Below are 19841 nucleotides of genomic sequence, written 5' to 3'. Positions count from 1 at the left end.
GGGGGGAAGACATGCCTCGGTTCTTCGGATGGATGTTGGCAGTGGTTCTCTGCTGTGCGGCGGGCGCCAGGGCCGGCGAGGAGACGCCGGATGCGCGGCTGCGGGAGGCCCAGACCGCCTTCGACGAGGCCACGGCGCTCCAGGCCTCGGGTGCATATGCCGAGGCCCTCGCGCGGGCCGAGCATGCGCTCGCGCTGAGGGAGACCGTGCTCGGGGGCTCGCATCCAGACGTCGCCAGCTGTCTGGATTTGATGGGCGAGCTTCGGATGCGGCAGAGGGAACTGGCCCAGGCCGAGCCCCTGCTTCGACGCGCGCTCGCCATCCGGGAGGCGGCCCTCGGCAAGAACCACCCCGACGTCGCCCAGACGCTCCACAAGCTCGGCAATGTCTACCTGTTCCAGGCGCTGTACGGCCAGGCAGAGCCCCTCTACCAGCGCGCGCTCGCCATCCGGGAGGTGGCCCTTGGCAAGAACCACCCCGACATCGCCAAGACGCTCAACAACCTCGCCATCATCTCCTTGAACCAGGGGGCGTATGACCGGGCCGAGCCGCTCCACCAGCGCGCGCTCGCCATCCGGGAGGCGGCCCTCGGCAAGAAACACTCCGATGTCGCCCAATCCCTCAACAACCTCGCCAACCTCTACAAGGACCAGGGGTTGTACGGCCGCGCCGAGCCGCTCTACCAGCGCTCGCTCGCCATCGATGAGGCGAACTTCGGCAAGCACCATCCCGCTCTCGCCAACGCGCTCAACAACCTCGCCCACCTCTACACGGAGCAGGGGTTGTACGGCCGGGCCGAGCCGCTCCACCAGCGCGCGCTCGCCATCCGCGAGGCGGCGCTCGGCAAGGACCACCCCGAGATCGCCCAATCCCTCATCAACCTCGCCCTTCTCTACTCGGAGCAGGGGTTGTACGGGCGGGCCGAGCCCTTGCTCCAACGTGCGATCGCCATCCTGGAAGCGGCTTTCGGCGACACCCACCCCGACCTCGCCACGGCGCTCACGACCCTCGCCAACCTCCACGCGGACCAGGGGTCGTACGGGCGGGCCGAGCCGCTCTATCAGCGCGCGCTCGCCATCCAGGAAGCGGCGCTCGGCAGCCAGCACCCCGAAGTCGCCAAATCCCTCAACAACCTCGCCATCATCTATGAGGATCAGGGGCTGTACGCCCGGGCCGAGCCCCTCTACCAGCGCTCCCTGTCCCTCCTGGATGCGGCCCTGGGTGGGACTCATCCCCTCGTCGCCACCGCGCTCAACAACCTCGCCATCCTCTACGTGAACCAGGGGGCGTACGACCGGGCCGAGCCGCTCCACCAGCGCGCGCTCGCCATCCGGGAGGCGGCTCTCGGAGGCCACCATCGCGAGTTCGCCCAATCGCTCAACAACCTCGCTACCGTTTACGAGAACCAGGGGTTGTATGAACGGGCCGAGCCGCTCTATCAGCGCGCGCTCGCCATCCAGGAATCGGCCCTGGGCAAACAGCACCCCGATGTGGCCCGGACGCTCAACGGCCTCGCTCTGCTCCGGCTGGGCCAGCATCGCCTCGCCAACGCCCTGCCACTCTTCACACGGGCCTTCGCCATTTCCGAGCGGCGCCTGCGCCGGGAGGCGCTCGACTTCTCCGGTTCGCGTCTGGCCAGCTTCCTCCAATATCTGCGCGCGGATGAGCAGACGCTCTACGCCCTGCTGCGTGCGCACCCCGAGGACGCCCGGGTGCGGCGTCTGGCGCTCAGCGCCGTGCTCCTGCTCAAGGGCCGCTCCGTCGAGGAGACGGCCAACATCTCCCGCTCCCTCTTCCGGAACCTGGACGCCGGGGACCGCGGCCGCTTCGAGCAGCTGCGGGGCCTGCGCACCCAACTGGCCACCCTCTCGCTCGACGGGCCCGGTTCGCTCCCACCCCAGGACTACCAGAAGCGCCTCCAGGCGCTGGTCGACGAGGGTGACTCGCTCGAAGCGGCCCTGGCCAGACGCTCCGCTCCCCTCCGTGCGCTCACGGCCCTTCCTCCTCCCGCGGAGATCGCCGGCCGCGTGGCCTCCTCGCTCCCCAGGGAGGGCGCCCTCGTGGAGCTCATCGCCTACCAGGACCGGCCCCTGCGCCCCCAACCCGGTACGCCCCGCGAGAAGCTTCCTGGCCCGCTGCGCTACCTGGCGCTGGTGCTCTTCCCCGATGCCTCGACCCGTGCCGTGGATCTGGGGCCCGCAGAGCCCATTGACCGCGCCGCCTCGCGGTTGCGCAACGCCCTGGCCAACCGCGAGGCCTCGTTCCAGGCCACGGCCCAGGAGCTCCACCGGCTCGCCTTCCAGCCGCTGCTGCCCGTGCTGGGCAAGAGCCGCCGCCTCTTCCTGTCTCCCGACGGGCAGCTGGGCCTGGTGCCCTTCGCCGCGCTCCACGACGGCGAGCGCTTCCTCGTCGACACCTTCGACTTCAACTACCTCACGTCCGGCAGGGAGCTGCTGCCTCGCCCCCAGGAGCCCGGCTCCGCGTCCTCCATCTTCGTGCTGGCCGACCCGGACTTCGCGGGCTCACCTCGAGCGGACTCCCTGGCCTCCGGCGGCACTTCCCAGCGGGCCGAGCGCTCGGCCTCCCTCGAGCGTTTCTTCTCCACCCAGCGCACGGTCCTCCCCTCCAACGCGTGGATGCCATTGCCGGGCACGCGCCAGGAGGCCGAGAGCATCCAGCGCCTGCTGCCCCAGTCCCGTCTCTTCCTCGGCGCCGAGGCCACCAAGGAGCGCCTGCTCTCCCTGCCCACCCCGGGCATCCTCCACCTGGCCACCCACGGCTTCTTCCTCGGTGACAGCTCCGGCCCCACCACGGACGTGCGTGCCGTGGGCCACTTCGGCGGGCTCGCCGACAATCCCCAGGCACCGGGCCCCGAGGAGCCGCTGCTGCGCTCCGGCCTCGCCTTCGCGGGAGCCAGCGCCCCGGAGCCGGATGCCTCCTCACCTTCCGAGTTCCGGCCCGACGCCTCGCTCGTGACGGCGCTGGAGCTGGCCGGGCTCGACCTGTGGGGCACCCAGCTCGTCGTCCTCTCCGCGTGCGACACCGGCCGCGGCGAGGTTCAACTGGGCCAGGGCATCTCCGGCCTGCGCCGCGCCCTGGTGGTGGCCGGTGCGGAGATGGTGGTGATGAGCCTGTGGAAGGTGAACGACGACTCCACGGGCGTCCTCATGGAGACCTACTACCGCAACCTGTTGGCCGGCCAGGGACGTGCTTCCGCCCTGCGCGAGGCCATGCGCTCGCTGCGGGAGGCACGGCCCCATCCGCACTACTGGGCGCCCTTCATCGCCCTGGGGAGCGACGCACCCCTGCGTGCCATTGCCCCCCTCGCGCCGCGGGCGGGGGATGGGGGCTGAGCACCCGGTCCTCTCACCCCGGGGGCGTGTCCGCCCGCTGGGGATTCGGGGCGCGCGTGGCCTCCTGGCGGAGCAGGCGCACCTCGCGAAGGAGCTCCGAGGCGGCCTCCAGGAGCCGCGGGGGCGCGGGGCGCGTGGCTTCGCCCGAGGGAAGCGGGCCCTGTTCGTCGTCGGGGTCCCCCAGGCCGGAGTCACGGGACCGCCGGAGGTGGTCGAGAATGCTGGTGCGAAGCTCCGCCGCGTCGTCCACGCCGCGCAGGTAGCCCACGTGCAGCCCGCCGTCGTGTGAATGCTCGCCGGTATCTCCCTTGGCCTCTCCACCTCCCGCCGTCCACACCTCCAGGTCGGCGATGCCCAGCAGCCGCTGGAGGGGACCCTGCCGGATGCCCACGTGCTGGACGTTGGCGAAGGTCATCGTCTGCTCCCGCGTGGAGAGCACGCCCTCGCGAATGCGCAGGCCGCGGTCCGAGACCAGGTACCAGCGCAGCTCGTAGTCCAGCCGGAGCACGGTGTAGCTGACGGAGAGCTGCAGGAGGAAGCCCACGCCCGCCAGCGCTTCCATCAGAGGGATGTACTCGAGGAGGAAGGGGAGCCGGAGCGCGCGCAACCAGAAGGGCAGCAGCAGGTAGCCGGCCAGCAGGCCCACCGCGCCGCCGAGCTGGCCGAGTCCCCAGCGCACCTGGCGGGAGCGGTAGTACGCGGGCGCCGCGCGGAAGACGTTGGCGTTCCGGCGCCGCCCGGGGCGTTGGATGGTATCGGGCTGCTCCTGTACCCTGATTGCCATTGAGTCCGTGTACAGGGGGAATGGCATGAAGCTCCTGCTCGTCGAGGACGAGGAGAAGATGGTGGGCCTGCTGCGTCAGGGCCTGGGGGAGGAGGGGCACGAGGTGGACGTGTGCGGCAACGGCCGTGCCGCGTTGGCCCAGGGCGCTCCGGAGGACTACGACGTCATCATCCTCGACTGGTCCCTGCCGGACATGGAGGGGGTGTCGGTGCTGCGGCAGTGGCGTGAGTCGGGCGCGCAGACGCCGGTGCTGATGCTCACGGCCCGGGGCTCCACCGGAGAGAAGGTGATGGGGCTGCGGGCCGGGGCGGATGACTACCTGGTGAAGCCCTTCGACTTCGACGAGTTGCTGGCCCGGCTGGAGGCCCTCCACCGCCGTGGCGAGCAGCAGGGCGGGCCGGTGCGGCTGGGCTCCGCGGTGTTGGATCCCCGCCGCCGGGTGCTGCGCCGGGGCGCCCGCGAGGAGCCCCTCACCGCGCGCGAGTTCTCCCTCCTGTCGGTGCTGGCGCGCCAGCCCGGTGAGCCGCAGGTCCGCGCCCGGCTGATGGCGCAGGCCTGGGGCCTGGACTTCGAGGGCAGCCCCAACGTGCTCGAGGTGTACGTGGGCTACCTGCGCACGAAGCTGGAGCGGCTGGGCGCCGAGGACGTGTCCATCCGCGCGGTGCGGGGCGTGGGCTACATGTTGGCCGTCGCGCAGGAGCGCCGCGACTCATGACGCTCATCCGGCGCCTCTGGCTGCTTGGGGCCCTGGTGCCCGCGCTGGCCACGCTGGGCGCGCTCGTCGCCGCCGGCATGCTCTTCCGCTATGACCTGGAGGCCTCGCTGGACCGGGCCCTGCTGGCCCAGGCCGCCGTGGAGAGCGTCAGTCTCTTCGACGGCCCCGGACAGAAGGTCCACCTGCACATGGGCGTGTCTCCCCTCGTCGAGCAGGTGCGCCCCTTCGCCCCGCAGGGCCAGCTCTTCGGCCCGGACGGGCGGCTGGTGATGCACTACCCGCCGCTGCTGGAGGGCGAGTCCGTCACCGACTCGCTGGTGCCGGGAGATCCCCGCGAGCCTCCAAAGCTCTCCACCCGCGTGCTGCCGGACGGCACCCGCCTGCGCGAGGTGGTGGTGAATGTCCGCTCGCCCCATGGAGAGCGGTATGCGCTGCGCCTGTCCGCGCTGATGGCGCAGGTGGATGGCTCCGTGCGCAGCTACTACCGCATGGCCTTCTCCCTGGCCGCGGTGACGGGGCTGCTGCTGCTGGTGCTGCAGACGTTCCTCGCCCGCCGCCTGGCGCGCCGGTTGGGCGCCATCACCCGCCACCTGACGCTGCTGCGCGAGGGGGACTTCTCCCAGAAGCCCGCTCCGGATGGGAGCGAGGACGAGATTGGCCAGCTGCGCGAGGTGCTCGCCGAGGCCACGGACAAGCTGCGCGGGGCGCGCGAGGCCCAGGAGCGGCTCATCGCCGACGCGGCCCATGAGCTGCGCACCCCGCTCACCCTCATGCGCACGCGGATGGACCTGGTGCTGCGGCGCGAGCGGGACGTGGAGGAGCTGCGCGCCTCCTTCCGCGAGGTCCGGGGCGAGGTGGAGCGGCTGGCCGTGCTGGCGAGTGAGCTGCTGGACCTGGCGGCGGCGGGGCGGGGGGAGTGGGACAGGAAGAAGGCGGACCTGGCCGAGGTGGTGCTCCAGGCGGTGGAGGGCGCGCGGGCCGAGGCGGAGGAGCGCGGGCTGCTCATCCGTCTGGAGTCGCCCGGGCGGGAGGAGGCCTGGTTCGATCCGGGTGGAGTGCGGCAGGCGATGGACAACCTGCTGACCAACGCCATCAAGTTCTCCCCGAAGGGAGGAGAGATTCGCGTGCGGCTCTGGCGGGCGCCGGGCGGGTTGCGCATCAGCGTGGCGGACGAGGGGCCGGGCATTCCGCCCGGGGAGCGGGAGGCGGTGTTCGCCCCCTTCCGGCGCCTGCGTGGAGAGGTGCCCGGAGCGGGGCTGGGACTGTCCATCGTGCAGGAGGTGGCGCGGCGCCACGGAGGCCGCGTCTGGGTGGAGCCGGAAATGGCCCGGGGCGCGGAGCTGGTGCTGGAGCTGCCACGCGGCCAGGCCGCCTGATCAGGGCGAGAGGGAGATCCAGGGCGAGGCCGCCTCGAGCCGGCCACTCGCCGCGTCCAGGCGGACGAGCTGGGCGCCCTGCACGCCCACGCGCCGGTTCACCCCGAACGTCACCGGCGGCGTCACCCCGGTGTCGAAGTCGCGCAGCTCCTCCAGCCGCAGCATCAGGTCCGCCCGCGTCACGTCGGCACCCGAGCGCCGCAGCCCCTCCACCAGCACCCGGGACGCCGCGTACGCGCCGAGCTGGAAGGCCACGTGGCGCGGCTTCAGCCCATGGCGCTGGAGGAAGGCGGAGAAGGCCCGCAGATGCGCCTCCCGCCCCTCCACGCCCGGGGGATAGACGAAGAGGACGGGGAGGGTGCTGCCCGCCACCACCTGGGGCTCGGCCAGCCGGGCCGGGGCATACACGGGCACGTCGAGCCGCGGGCGCTCCAGCGCTCCCAGCAGTGCCTTCAGCCCCGCGGTAGGGCCGGCGTAGAGGATGGCCGGAGGCGGGGATTGGCGCAGGCGCTGGAGGGCGTCCGGGCCGGGCACGCCGTCCACCAGCGCGAGCTCCACGGGCGCGGGCAGCTCGCGCCGCAGGGCCTCCTCACGTGCCGCGCGAGCCCAGCCCAGGCCCGCGCCGTCCTCCGAGCGCACCACCACCAGCGGCCGGCGGTGCAGCACGTGCTCCTCCTCGTCGGCCCGGGCCAGGTGCTGCACCACCAGCCGGGCCTGCACCGGCTCCTCCGGGTAGAGGAAGAAGATGGGACTGTCCACCTCGCCCGCGCCCTCGCCGAGCGACATGGGCAGCACCAGCGGGATGCCCTCGCGCCGCAGCAGCGCGTCCGAGTCCGGCGTGCCCCTGCGCACACTGCCCACCAACGCGAGCACTCCCCGCTCCACCAGCCGCGTGGTGGCGTCCGGGCCGGGCACCGTGTCGTGCTCCACCACCAGCTCCAGCCGGCGCCGGAAGATGCCTCCGCCCGCGTTCACCTCCGCGAAGGCCGCGCGCAGCACGTCCGCCACGTCCTGTCCCGCCTCGCCCGCACGGCCCTGGAGCGGCAGCGCCGCGCCCACCGTGAGCGTGGTGGGAGTGATGCCAGGGTCCGTCGTCTCGCCCAGCGTCTCCAGGTAGGCGAGCAGCTCCTCACGCTCGGCCGGGCCAAGCACATAGCGCGGCATGGTGGTGCCCAGCGTCCGCCCGCTGGAGGACACGCCCTCGGTGATGGCGCGCAGCAGGGTGGCGCGGTCATGGGCGGGGCGCGAGCGATCCTCCACGTCCAGCGTGGCGCGCGGGTGGGCTCGCCGCAGGGAGCCGGGGCGGATGTCGGGCACCTCCACGCCTCCTTCGAGGCTGCCCCGGCCCGAGGGTGTATGGCAGCGGGCGCAGGCGGCCACGGTGCCACTCAGCTCGATGCGCTCGGGCCCGAGCAGTCCCACCAGCGGCTCGCCGCGCGCGCTCTCTCCCCGCTGGAAGAGACTCCTCCCACGCCTGGCCGCCTCGGGGTTCGCGGGAGCGGGGGCCGGGGCCGGCTCCTTGCGGCAGGCCCCCAGTACCCCCAGCAGCAGCAGCACCACCACCCGTGCGGCCCACCCTCGCCCCTTCATGCGCGCTCCCTACCGTGGATCATTGAGGTGCTCCACCGCGTACACGAGGTTGTCCACGAAGGACATGGCGGGCGCCTTGACCCACATGCCCGTGGCGGCGTCGCCGATGAGCAGCGTGGAGCTGTGGGCGTTGGGGTCATCCGTGTAGCCGCCGAGCTTCTTGAGCACGAGGGAGATGTTCTCCCGGGAGCCGGTGAGGAAGTACCAGCCGGGTCCCACGCCGAACTTCTTCGTGAAGCGCGCGAGGCTCTCCGGGGAGTCGTTGGCCGGGTCCACGGAGAGGGTGATCATCGTGATGTCCTTGCCCACGCGGCCACCGAGCTTGCGCTGCAGCTCGGCGAGGTGCTTCGTCATGGGGGAGCACACGCCCTTGCAGGAGGTGAAGGCGAAGTTGATGAGCACCTTCCGGCCGCGGATGAGGTCCTCGTAGAAGCGGTGCGTCTTGCCGTGCTGATCCACGAGCTCGGTGTTGGTGAAGTAGCGGGCGGCGGAGGCATCCCGGGCGGAAGCGGAGTCGACGTCGAGCTCGGCGGGAGGGGCGGAGGCGGCGCGCACCTCGCGGATGGCCTCGAGGATGGAGGAGGCGGAGCCGAGCCCGTCCACGCGCAGCCACTTGCCGGCGGTGGCGTTGCCCACGAGGACGAGGGGCCGGTGGGCCTCCTTGTCCGGCGTATAGCCGCCGAGCGCGGTCAGGGCCTCCTTCACCTTGTCCGGCTCGCCGGTGAGGAAGGACCAGTGGGGCCCCGGAGCGAAGCGCTGGGCGAACTGGCCGAGGCGCTCCGGGGTGTCATTGGTCACGTCCAGGGTGATGGAGATGAATCGGACGGGAGGCCCACTGGCACCCAGCTCCTTCTGGACGCGCGCCAGCGTGGCGGTCATGGGCGAGCAGATGGTCTTGCAGCGGGTGAAGATGAAGTTGATGGCGACGGTCTGTCCTCGGACGAGGTCGCTCCACAGCCGCACCGGGCGGCCGTGCTGGTCCACGAGCGGCACATCGGGCACCTGGACGTTCAGGGCCTCCTGGGCGAGCGCCAGGGAGGGCGCCGCCAGCAGCAGCAGGGCGAGGACGCGCGCGAGCAGGGTCTTCATGGATGGGTCTCGGGAGTGGTGCGGGCGGTCAGCGCGGGCTGGACGCCGAGGGTGAAGTGGGGAAGCTCCCCGAGCGCGGCGCCACGGCCCTCCACGCCCACGAGGAGCTGGTACTGGCCGGGCTCGGGCGCGGTGAGCTCGACCTCGAAGAGGCCGTCGCCGACTCGCTGGGGCTCGGGGCGCTGCTGCCAGTGGCCGGAGGGCGGGCGGAACACCAGCACCTGGAGCTCCTCCGGTGACAGCGGGCGTTGATCCTCCAGGTGCGCGGCGGGCGCGAGCTGGAAGCGCAGCCGCGCGGGCACCCCGGCGGTGAGCAGCTGGGAGGGATTGAACTCCGGCTTCAGGGTGAAGGGCAGCTTGCGGAAGGCGGAGGCGTCCTCGGGGACTCCGGCCACCTTCCACTCGAGACACGCCGAGGTGCGCGGGTTGTCCAGCAGCACGAAGACGTCATAGGTGCCGTTCTCGCGCACCACGGCCTCGGAGGTGAAGACGCCGGGCTCCACCTCGCGCAGGGAGCGGTCCAGCACCAGCACGGCCTTGGGCTCGCGGCCGTAGTTCAGGTGGGTGCCGCGCGGGGCCATCATGCCCTCGGAGTACAGGTAGAGGGCGCGGTCCGGAGTGCCGGCCACGAGGACGGTGTTGCCCTCGGGCAGCACGGCGACGGGCGCGGAGCGTCCGAGGTCCTTCGCCAGCGAGGGCCGCTTCTGGCCCATGGTGACCTGCACCACGGAGGGCTTGCCGGACTTCTCCAGCGAGGCCAGCTCGATGAGGGACATGCGCGCGTCCCCGGTGTTGCGCACGTAGGCGAACGCCCGGGTGAAGAGAACGCGATCCGGCTCGGAGAAGCCGGTGAGGGAGTGGGCCACCTGGCTGGAGGCGGCGTCGAGGATGTCCACGCGGTTGCCGCGTGGGTAGAGGACGAAGGCCCAGCGGCCGGAGGGCTCGAAGCGCAGCTCTCCGGGCGCGGTGGCCAGGGAGATGCGGCGGGACACCTCGCGGCTCGCGGCGTCCACCACCCACACCTCGCCGGTGCGCTCCTGCACCGCGTAGAGGGCCCGCGCCACCTCGCTGTAGGCGATGGAGCCCAGGCCCTGGCCCACGTCCACGCGGCCCAGCACCTCGCGCGAGGCCACGTCCACCGCGGCGAGCACGCCCGCCTCGCTGCTGGAGATCCACGCCGTGCGGCCGCCCTCGCCGAAGGCGAACTCGTGCCGGCCCTCGCCCACGTCCAGCGTGTCCAGCACCTCGCGCGAGCCGGTGTCGATGATGGAGACGGTGCCATCTCCCTCGTTGCTCACCCAGACGGAGCGCCCGTCCGGGCTGACGGCGAGCCGCCCCGGCTGCCGGCCCACGGGCACGTTGCGCACCACCACGAAGCGGCGCAGGTCCACCACCGACACCGTGCCCTGCACGGGGATGGAGACGTAGAGGGCCTTCATGTCCGGCGTCAGCGCCCAGTCCGCGGGCGCGCCGCCCAGGGACACCAGGTTCTGCAGCTTGGTGCGGCTCAGGGCGATCTGCGGATCGATGACGGAGAGGGTGTGGTCGTGGTTGAGGGTGAGGAAGAGATAGGAGTTGAGGTTCACATCGGGCCGGGCCGACAGCAGGCCGCCCAGGTACGTCTGGATGCGCTCCTTGCAGGCCTTCTCGTCCGGAGCCGGCTGGCCCTCGGGGCGCAAGGCCATCCACCCCAGGGGACGCACGCCGCGCAGGGGCTGGCCGGTGCGGGGATCCGTCAGCGTGAAGTGGGTGGTGGCCTCCAGCGGAGAGCCCCGGGCGGCGTCCGGCGTACGGGCACGCAACTGAAGGTCGAACGACACGGCCAGCTCCGCCTTCTTCACCGACACGGGCGGAGGCGCGGGCAGGACCACGGGCTCGGGAGGAGCCGGAGGCGGTGGGCTGGACGGAGTCCGCAGGCCCGCGGCGGCGAGGAGCCCCGCGAGCACGACGCTCGCGGCGAGGAGGAGGTGCTTTCTCATGGGAGTCATCTGGAACCGGGGAGGGCGGGGACTGCTCTACTTCACGCGGAACACGCCCCAGAGACCGCCACCGCTCCACTGGAAGCTGGCCAGGTCGCGGTAGAGGTAGTCACCGGGGGCGGCGAAGCGGCCACCGGCACCGTACTCGGGGATGAAGTTCCACGACTGCATGACGGACATGCCGCCCTGGGTGGAGATGACGGGCGAGAACGGGTTGGGGCCCATCCTCCGGGACGAGGCGCCCGCGGCCCAGGCGTTGGTGTACCACTCGGCGCCGTGGAGCGCGAAGGCGTGCTGGCGCCCATGGCCCGAGGGGTGGCCCACGCGGATGCGCAGCGGCTCACCCGGGCTCGCGGTGAAGAGGGGCGTGGCCGGATCTCCATGCGCCGCGGAGCTGAGGATGTCACCCAGGTCCTTGTCGTTGATGTCCTCGGGATCCGTCTGCGGCGGCAGACCCAGGCGGGCCCAGAGGGGCTCGGTGCGGTAGTTGAATGCCTTCAGGCCGGTGTCCTGGGAGTCATCCACGCCCTTGATGTTGCGCAGGGCGGTGCCGCTGTCGAGCCCGTCCGTGTCCCACCAGGTGGCGTTGTCCGAGTGCAGCCCGAGATCGTCCTGGAAGAGCAGGACGGCCTCGCGGAACACCTGCTCCTGGCCGCTCACGCCCGTGTACTTCACGCGGGCCTGGGCGTCGGTGCCCGGGTCCGTGCTCCAGTCGGCGTCGGGCGGCTCGATGATGAGGGCGCCGATGCCGCCGTGCATGCCGTGGTTCACCACGTCCGCCATGTTGCGCAGGTTGACGATGCCGTACTCCACCGGCGTGTAGATGCCGCGGCGGAGGGGCGAGCTCCAGGCGAAGCTGCGGAAGTCACCCGTGTACCAGCGGTAGACGCGCCTGCCTCCCGGCGGCACCGTCTGCCGGGCGTTGAGGCCCACGTTGGCGCCGTCATCCGTGTTCACGTCGTAGTGGACGAGTTGCGGATGCAGCGAGACGTGATTGGAGGGCCGTACCTGGTTGACGTTGAAGTACGGGGTGATGGGCGCGTGGTGGGCCCACTGCGGCGTCTTCTTCAGCACGGACGGCAGGCGGTTGGTGAGCACCACCTGCACGCACTCGCCGGCCCGCGCCCGGAGGATGAGCGGCTCGGGCTCGCGTGCTCCGCTCCTCAGGTCCGCCAGGTACTCGTCCCGCGCGAAGAGGATGGCGTCCGGGTCATACAGGTCGTACTTCTTGTTGTAGACGAGCCGCTTGTCCGGCAGCCAGTTGAGCGCGTCGATGGCGGACACCCGGTAGAGCCGCACCACGCTGCCGCGCGGGCACGAGTCCACCTGCACCGGCTTGATGCCGAACCACTGGAGCTTCACCGCGTCTTCCACCAGGGCCGGCTCCAGCTGCCGCATCTCCTCGGGGTACACCATGGCGTAGTCCACGGTGCGCTGCTCCAGCTGCTTGCCGCTCTCGTCCACCTCGAACGACGCCTGGATCGTCTCTTCCTTCGTCGGATCCAACTTCACGAGGACGGACTCCTCGGGCATGTCCAACAGGGGGAGCGGCTCCCAGGCGCGGATCTTCTCCCTGTAGGAGAGGGCGGCGGAGTCCAACGTGACCACGTCCGCGGCCTGGAGCGCCACGTGGCCGAGCGTCTTCAGGTTGGACTGGCGCTTCTTGTACGTCCGCATGATGCCCCACATGCCGTTCCACAGGTCGCCGGTGGCGGCGCTCTGGTACATGTAGTCGGCCGTCTCGTAGGAGCCGCCGATGGGGGGCAGACCGTTGGTGAGGTTGAACTCGAAGTGCTCGGACATGCCGATGGGCTGCGCGTTGAAGTAGCCGCTGTGCGGATCCGCGCCTTCACGCAACCACTTGTGCCCGTGCAGGGTGAAGGAGTGCTGCTCCTCCTGCGAGCCCTGGATGAGGCGGATCTTCACCTTGTCACCCTCGTAGCCGCGCAGCAGCGGGGTGTACGGATCTCCGTGCACGTCCGAGCGGAAGACGTTGGCCATGTCTCCGCGCGAGTCGGTGCGCTGCACGCGGTTGGCGCACCGCGAGGGCCGGCTGGCGATGCGCAGGGGGATGGGCTCGTTGCGGTAGTTGATGAGCATGGTGCCGGGGTCCGCGGCGCTGATGGCCTCGGGCATGGGCACGTTCTCGAACTCCACCGCCCACGGCAGCTTCGCCTCCTTGTAGTTGGGCGGGTTCACCGGCTGGCCGCACTCGTCATACGCGATGGCGTAGTCGCCGAAGGCGAGCGCGAACTCGCGGAAGCTGTTGGCCGCGTCCTGGGTGATGACGTCCGCCCGCCAGCTCGTGGGGCCGCCGTCGCTCAGGCGTGAGCCGTAGTAGACGCCCGTCTGCGGATCCCTCCACTTCGAGCCCCGGGGCTCCACGATGAGGCCGCCGTAGAAGCCGTGCTGCTGGTGGCTCGAGGGCCCGAAGTGGTCGTGCGTGAAGACGGTCTCGATGGTGCGGTCCCGGCCCGAGGCGTCCTCGAGGGGATCCGCCCACCAGCGCTGGGTGGTGGTCTGCGCGCCCTCCACGCCCAGCAGCGGGTGCTTCACGGGGTGCAGCTGCACGCGGTTGCCGGTGGGCTCCAGTGAGCCGTCGGCCTCGAAGGCGCCGCCCGCGGCGGTGATCTTCTCGATGCGGTGCACCACCTCCTGGAAGGAGAAGGTGCCGTCCTCGTAGTTCCATCCGTTGCCCGCGCCGTCCGCGGACGTCACGTCGAACTTCACCAGGTGGATGTGCTGACCGATGGTGTCGGTGGGCGTGTAGATCTGGTAGTCGTCCGCCTGCAGATCCTTGGGGATGAGGTTGGTGGCGTAGAAGTTGATGCACTCGTTGGACTGCGCCCGGAAGAAGAAGGGCTCCGGAGGCCGGGCACCGCTGCTCGTGGCGGCCACGTCGTCGTTGAGCACCATGAGGCGGGCCTGCCGGTCATGCCAGCCGGCGCGGTTCATGTTCTGCAGGTCGATCTGCAGATAGGCGGCGCGGTAGTTGCGCACGGGCACGCCCTCGGGGCACGGGTCCGCGAAGGGCGCACCGGGCCTCGGCTTGCGGCCGTTGACGTAGAAGGAGCCCGGCGCACCCGTGGCCGTGTAGCCCGGGTAGGCCGCGACGATGTCGCTCGTGTAGTAGGGCCGCGGGCCATGGGAGGCGCCGGGGAACTCACCCGCGTGGAAGGACATGGCCTTCTTCTCCGTGGGCGTGCCGTCCTGGGGCAGCAGCTTCACCTCCAGCGCGTGGTGGTCCATGTAGAAGCGCTTGCCGGGCAGCCCGTACGTGGAGGGCCCGATGGCCTGGGTGACGATGTGGCGCGGAAGGCCGCCGTCCTGCTCGAGGTCCAACGGCGGCTGCGGCGGGCGGTGGCCGGCCTTGCCGGCGATGTAGAAGGGGAAGCCCGGGAAGGCGGGCCGCATCACCGTGTTGCCCGTTGCGTCCACCACGAGCGTGTCCGCGTAGGTGGGCATGGGCGGCATGGCCCGCTCGGGGATGGGGATGACGGCGGGGTTGGGCGTGCCACCGGTGATCTCCGCGTCCGGCAGACGGCGATCCTTCGTGCCGTCCTCGAAGACGTCATGCACGCGCCACAGCGCCCACATGCCCTGGGCGAAGTGCGGGTAGAGGTGGCAGTGGTGGATGGAGTCGCCCGGCGTGAGGTTGCGGTTGCCGGAGCCACCGAAGTTGATGTCGTAGGTGAAGGCCGAGCCCGGTCCGATGGTCTGCGAGTCCAGGTAGTTGGAGTTGTCCTCGCCCGGCGACAGCTTCCACTGGTGGGCATGGAGGTGGAAGACGTGCGTCTCGGCCGGGCCCGCGTGGATGTTGCGGATGCGCACCGGGTCTCCCAGGTAGCTGTGGTGCACGTTGGACGGATCATCCGGGTAGAGCGCGCGCACGGCCTTGCCCGTCCAGTCCTTCTCCACGTTGAGCGCGGGGTCTCCGTTGGCCCAGGACTCGAGGAAGAACTCCTCGTACATGCAGTCGGCGCAGTCCTTGGTGGGGCCGATCTTCGCCCGGTTGGCGAGCAGCTCCGCGCCCAGACCCGCCACGCCGTAGTTCACCCCGAAGCCGTCTCGCACGCTGTGGAAGGTGGGGTTCCACTCCAGCTCGTCGAAGGCCTGCACCGCCTTGATCTGATCATGGTAGATGGCGGTGATTTCGCGGAAGTGGCCCTGGTCCTTCGAGGTGTGGGTGCCCACGCTGGTGCGGGAGTAGCCGGTGATGATGGCCTCCAGGTCCCCGTGCCAGAGCTCATTCGTCTTCGTGTCGAGGATGTTGAGCAGGGGCCGGCCGTCGGAGTCCCGCGCCTCGTAGTCGAGCAGGGGCGTGCCGTCCGGGTTGGACAGGGGATTGCCCAGGCCGTCCTTCCGCATGGCGGCGCGCAGCACGGCGTTGGAGACCTTGGAGCGGTACCAGCTCGAGCCCTCGGGCTCGACGTTGACGGCGCCGAAGAGCCCCTGGGCGGTGGAGCCGCCGTCACCCTGGCCGCCGAACGAGGCGCCCATGCTGTACATGAAGAAGGTGCCTTCGTGGTCCGCGTAGAAGGTGTACGTGTGGCTGTCGCCGGGGTTCACGAGCGAGCTGGCGTTGTCCCCCACGTTGGCGCCGTCGTCGGCGATGCTCAGGTACTGCAATCCCTGCACGTGCACCGAGGCGCGGCGGGTATAGGGCGAGTCGTCCTTGTGGGTGGAGTCGAACTCCTTGTCCTGGCCCTCGAAGAACCAGAAGCCTCCCACTGCCTTGCCCTCCAGCATCGAGGCGATGCGATCCCACGTGCGCGTGAGCAGCCAGGTGGGCAGCACCTTGCGCACCACCGAGTAACCCGAGGCCGGATCCTCCACCTGCGAGACGGTGGGCTGGGACTCATGCGGGCTGGGGATGGCCGAGCGCGTGGGCGCCAGCCAGTTGGTGAAGTGGATGCGCAGACAGTCACCCACGTTGGCGCGCAGCGCGAGCGGGCGCGGACGTTTGTCCAATCGCAGGCGCGCGTTGCCCGGACCGGCGGGCTTGCCCGAATCAATGGGCTCCACGTCCCGCTTCAACGCATACATCATCCCCGTGGGGTTGTAGGCGCCGAACCGGTTGTAGGTGTAGACCTGATCCAACGCCACCACCTCGGCGGTGAGGGTCCGTTTGCAGTCCACCTCCAGCGCGGGCCGGGGCTGCGCCTCCACCAGGGGCATCTGCTGGGAGGCCATGGCCTGGTACCCGGGCTGAGAGGATGCGGCTCTCCCCTCCTCGGAACCGGCTCCGCCACCCTGACAGGCCACCGCCGAGGCGAGCACCGCCGCCAGGAACGCGCGGTGCGGCACCAGGGCGCGCCCTGATGACCTCGCTCTCTCTTCTCTTGCCAATGACGACACGTTTCCCTCCCTGAATGGACAGGGCTGTCTGTCATTCCTGAGAGGATTTTCAGGCTGAGAATCCTCTCAGGAATGAGCCCTTCACGGGGAATGCACTCGCACCGGGTCCGGAGCTATTCGTGCTTTCCTGGCTCCACTAGGGGGATGCGGCATGTAAAAGTAAAGCCACCGCGTAACCCCATGAACTCACGAGGGGGGTGAACGGTGGCTCGTTGCTAGCTGAGAATTTTCTGAGGAACGCGGGGTGTTACCGGACGCTGGCACGCGCCAGGTCACACTCCTCGCAGTGCTCCTCCGGCGCACAGAGGAACACGAGCGGCTCCGCCGCGAGGAGCTCGAGCGCGACGGAGACGATGGCGCGTGAGTCGCACAGCCGCGCCTGGGCGTGGCCCACGAGCCCCTCGTGCTGCAACCCGCGCGCACGCAGCGGTGCGTCGACCCGGTTGAAGCCCCGGCAGCAGTGGTCGGTCTCGGGAATCATCACGGTGCGTGCGGCACCGTCGACCTCGACGACGCAGGGGTGCTCGATGGAGTAGGGGACCCCCGCGATGGCCTCCGCCAGGTGCAGTGTGGTGTCCTCGCCGTGGCTCACGCCGAGGAGCAACACCTGCCCGGCGAGGTCATGGACGCGGCCCACCGGGCTGTCCGGGCCGTGCGGCGGTGCCAGCGGCTGGGGGGCGCAGATGCGCTCGGCCTGTGGACCCACGGCCGCGAACGAGCCGCCCGGGTGCGTGCTGCGCCGGACACCCGGCTGTCTCCAGAACAGCTCGGCGGTGATGCCCATGTCGCACGTCGGTGTCGACGCGGGGTCGAAGACCGACTCGCCATCGGTCATCGTCGGCATGACCAGCGTGCCTTCCTCCCCGAGCGCGGACCTCAGCGCGGCGATCAGCCCCAGGGGACCTCCCTCCACCGGGCGCACCGCACGGAACGACGTGTGGACGAGCAGCACGCCGCCCCGCCGTACACCCAGGGTCCGAAGCTGGGTGACCACTTGCTCGATGCTCATCTCCGCCATCGTGTCGCTCCATCCGCCGGGTCCAAGAGGGGCGGTGGGACTCTACGCTGGCGGCCCTCTCCGGTGTCAGGCCGCGGCGGCGGAGACGCGCGGGTGCCGCAGCGTGGCGGCGGCGGTGGCCAGGGCGCTCGTGAGCACCAGCGCCAGGGCCGAGAGCCCCACCGCGTCCCAGTGGACGATGGGCAGGCCCCGGAGCGCCTGCATCGCGAGCACCAGCATCACCCCCGTGTAGGCGATGCCCGTGGCCCGGACGGCGGCCAGGCGCTGCGCCTCGGAGCGGTGCCGCCGGCGCGCGAGCAGCGCCGCGAGGATGGGCAGCACCTGCATGGCGTGCAGCCCGAGGAAGTGCGCCGGCCGCATGTCGCCGGCCACGGTGCTCCAGCCGACCAGGGGCAGGCCCGGGCCGCCGTCCTTCGCGCCGAAGGTGTGCGAGCCCGCTTCCACCATCCGCTGCCCGGCCTTCACGGCCTCGAGCTGCGCCGCGTTCGGGTTCGTCATGAAGTACCCGAGCCCCGTGCCGATCACCGCCGCGATGAAGCCGATGCGCAGCGCCGCCGCGAGCGGGCGATCCGCCATCCGCGTGCGCAGCAGCGCGACCGCGAGCACCATCATCGTCACCCACAGCACCGTGATGGCGATGCCCATCGTGCTGAAGACGGCGGCGTCGAACGGCGTGCCCACGTTGAAGTGGCTGCGGACCCCGCGCGCCGCCTGGAGCGTGATGGCGATGATCTCCAGGATGCTGGTCGCGGCGAGGATGTTCCCCGAGATGCGCACGAGCCGCCGCTGCTCGGAGAGGAAGGAGAAGAAGTACAGCACGGTGGCGTTGTACGCGGCCAACGACACGTAGAACTTCGTCGGCTTGAGCCAGAGGGGCTCGCCCACCAGCTGCCGGGGATCCAGGAAGAGCCCGAGCGTGGTGAGCACGGTCCCGAGCACCATGGCCACGGTGGAGACGGCGAGGGGAGGAGAGAGCGCCCAGGCACGGTTCCAGAGCGAGCGCATGGACAGGGCGGAGGTGGAGGCGGACATCAGCGGACTCCTTCGGTGGCCAGGGGAGCGGCCGGCTGGGGCAGCGAGGCGATGGCCGGCAGGAAACGCCGGGTGAAGAGGCGGACGGCCGCGTAGGCGAGGTATCCGGTGGGACCGAGCATGAAGGTCATCAGGAGGCAGGGCGCGACGAGCAGGTGGGGGATGCCGCGGCGCTGGGCGTCCGCCAGCACGACCCGGCCCACCAGGAAGTCGAACGCGAGGTAGTGGATCCACCCGGCCAGCAGCATGCCGGGGCGCTGGAGGGCGGCGCCGATGTGCTCCAGCGTGTCGAACTGGCCGAGCAGCCCCGGCAGGTGCGGCGCCACCAGCGTCAGGTAGACGACGCCAATCACCAGGGGAATCACGTCGCTCTCCAACACCCACCGCGTGAAGCGGGCCCGGGGGGCCAGGAGCATCGAGGCCCAGCCCAGCAGCACCGGGACGTTCAACACCTTCAGGATCAGCTCGCCGTCCATGGCTCCTCCAGCGGTTCGTCCGCTTTGATGTTTCTCATGTAAACATCGGATGTGGCCGCTGTCAACATGCGGTGGGACGAGGACCCGCCGGAGGGCGAGCCCTCGGGGCCTACTCCACCTTGCGGACCTGGAAGCCGAGCCGGGGGAAGTGCACGACGACCTCGCCCGCGCGCGCATCCACGCGCCGGATGGCGAGCTCGTTGGGGCGCGACAGCACGAGCTCGCCTTCCACCGGGTCGATGCCGTAGTCGGTGGGGGCGACCGTCACGCGTGTGCCGCGCGCGAGTCCGTGCAGGTCGAGGAAGGGCTCCTCCTCGGTGGGCAGCGGCTTGCTGGCGGCGGCGAGCGCGACGGCCTCACCGCTCTCCAGCTTGTCCCAGGTGCCGTGACCGATGGCCTGCATGCGCTCCATCCAGGCGGCCAGGCGCGGGTGGGAATCGAGGATGCTGGCGACGGGACCGGCCCGGCGGATGAACCAGAGCGGATGGTAGACGGAGAAGTCGGCGATGCTCGCGGAAGCGCCGAGCATCCAGCGCCGGCCGTCCCCGAGCTGGGTCTCGAGTTGCTCGAGGTACAGCCGCATCGCCCCGGTGGCTTCCGGAGGCGCCATGGGGGGCAGATTGGCGCGGAAGGCGGCGCGGTCGGCGAGGAAGGCCTTGGCCTGCTCGGGTGGCATGCCCTCGAACATGGCCTTCAGGCCCGCCGGCTGAAAGGTGTAGGGAATCGCGGTCCAGAACAGCGTGGAGTCCGCCCACTGCGCCTGGGTGCGCGCCAGCCCCGCCGATTCCGCGGGGTACAGCGTCGGCGTGGGCGCGAGCCGCTCCAGCACGTCGGCGATCAACGCCGTATCGCAGTAGATGTCCGCGCCGATCTGCAGGAGCGGGGTCTTGCGGTAGCCGCCCGTCAGCGCGATCACGTCCGGCTTGGGCATGATCGGGGGAATGAAGACGGAGGTCCACTGCAGGCCCTTGAAGCCGAGGACGGTGCGGATCTTCTCGGCGAAGGGAGAACGCGGGTAGTGGTGGAGCATGAGTCGGGACATGTCCCCGAGTCTTTCCAGGGTCCGCTCCA

Annotated in this window: 12 protein-coding genes; 3 read left to right on the top strand and 9 right to left on the bottom strand. The window is 70.8% G+C overall.

The features are described 5' to 3' along the window. Nucleotides 1-11: 11 nt before the first annotated feature. The gene (locus AC16DP_RS18825) at nucleotides 12-3353 is read left to right on the top strand and encodes a CHAT domain-containing tetratricopeptide repeat protein (protein ID WP_329727334.1); all 3342 of its coding nucleotides are present in this window, start codon (nucleotides 12-14) and stop codon (nucleotides 3351-3353) included. A gap of 13 nt (nucleotides 3354-3366) precedes the next feature. On the opposite strand, the gene AC16DP_RS18820 is transcribed toward AC16DP_RS18825, so the two are convergent. After that, nucleotides 3367-4137, bottom strand: a complete 771-nt coding sequence (locus AC16DP_RS18820; RefSeq protein WP_329727335.1) for a PH domain-containing protein — start codon at nucleotides 4135-4137, stop codon at nucleotides 3367-3369. Between the two features lie 25 nt (nucleotides 4138-4162). Between AC16DP_RS18820 and AC16DP_RS18815 the strand changes: the two genes are divergently transcribed. Beyond that, nucleotides 4163-4852, top strand: coding sequence for a response regulator transcription factor (locus AC16DP_RS18815; RefSeq protein ID WP_329727336.1), 690 nt, complete (start codon nucleotides 4163-4165; stop codon nucleotides 4850-4852). After that, nucleotides 4849-6228: a HAMP domain-containing sensor histidine kinase gene (locus AC16DP_RS18810; protein WP_329727337.1), complete on the top strand. Its 1380-nt coding sequence runs from the start codon at nucleotides 4849-4851 to the stop codon at nucleotides 6226-6228. Before AC16DP_RS18815 ends, AC16DP_RS18810 begins: the two co-directional genes overlap by 4 nt. On the opposite strand, the gene AC16DP_RS18805 is transcribed toward AC16DP_RS18810, so the two are convergent. The 8 genes from AC16DP_RS18805 to AC16DP_RS18770 all read right to left on the bottom strand — a co-directional run bounded on the left by AC16DP_RS18805 (nucleotide 6229) and on the right by AC16DP_RS18770 (nucleotide 19812). Beyond that, complete coding sequence (locus tag AC16DP_RS18805) at nucleotides 6229-7818, bottom strand: ABC transporter substrate-binding protein (RefSeq protein WP_329727338.1); 1590 nt, start codon at nucleotides 7816-7818, stop codon at nucleotides 6229-6231. Nucleotides 7819-7827: 9 nt separating this feature from the next. Further along, complete coding sequence (locus tag AC16DP_RS18800; RefSeq protein ID WP_329727339.1) at nucleotides 7828-8907, bottom strand: SCO family protein; 1080 nt, start codon at nucleotides 8905-8907, stop codon at nucleotides 7828-7830. Continuing rightward, a complete protein-coding gene (locus tag AC16DP_RS18795) occupies nucleotides 8904-10886 on the bottom strand; it encodes a YncE family protein (protein WP_329727340.1) in 1983 nt (660 codons plus the stop codon). The genes AC16DP_RS18800 and AC16DP_RS18795 overlap by 4 nt, the downstream gene beginning before the upstream one ends. Nucleotides 10887-10922: 36 nt before the next feature. After that, on the bottom strand, nucleotides 10923-16079 hold the full coding sequence (locus AC16DP_RS18790) for a copper oxidase (protein WP_329727341.1): 5157 nt from the start codon (nucleotides 16077-16079) through the stop codon (nucleotides 10923-10925). A gap of 412 nt (nucleotides 16080-16491) precedes the next feature. Beyond that, entirely contained in the window at nucleotides 16492-17253 is a 762-nt protein-coding gene (locus AC16DP_RS18785; protein WP_329727342.1) for an AAC(3) family N-acetyltransferase, read from the bottom strand. Between the two features lie 75 nt (nucleotides 17254-17328). Beyond that, on the bottom strand, nucleotides 17329-18294 hold the full coding sequence (locus tag AC16DP_RS18780; protein ID WP_329727343.1) for a hypothetical protein: 966 nt from the start codon (nucleotides 18292-18294) through the stop codon (nucleotides 17329-17331). Next, complete coding sequence (locus AC16DP_RS18775) at nucleotides 18294-18770, bottom strand: ABA4-like family protein (protein WP_329727344.1); 477 nt, start codon at nucleotides 18768-18770, stop codon at nucleotides 18294-18296. Before AC16DP_RS18775 ends, AC16DP_RS18780 begins: the two co-directional genes overlap by 1 nt. Before the next feature lie 109 nt (nucleotides 18771-18879). Then, nucleotides 18880-19812, bottom strand: coding sequence for a glutathione S-transferase family protein (locus tag AC16DP_RS18770; protein WP_329727345.1), 933 nt, complete (start codon nucleotides 19810-19812; stop codon nucleotides 18880-18882). Nucleotides 19813-19841: the final 29 nt, after the last annotated feature.

It is taken from the genome of Archangium sp., from assembly GCF_057119385.1.
The sequence above is the reverse complement of the archived record's forward strand: the minus strand, read 5'-3'. Positions and strand labels throughout refer to the sequence as shown.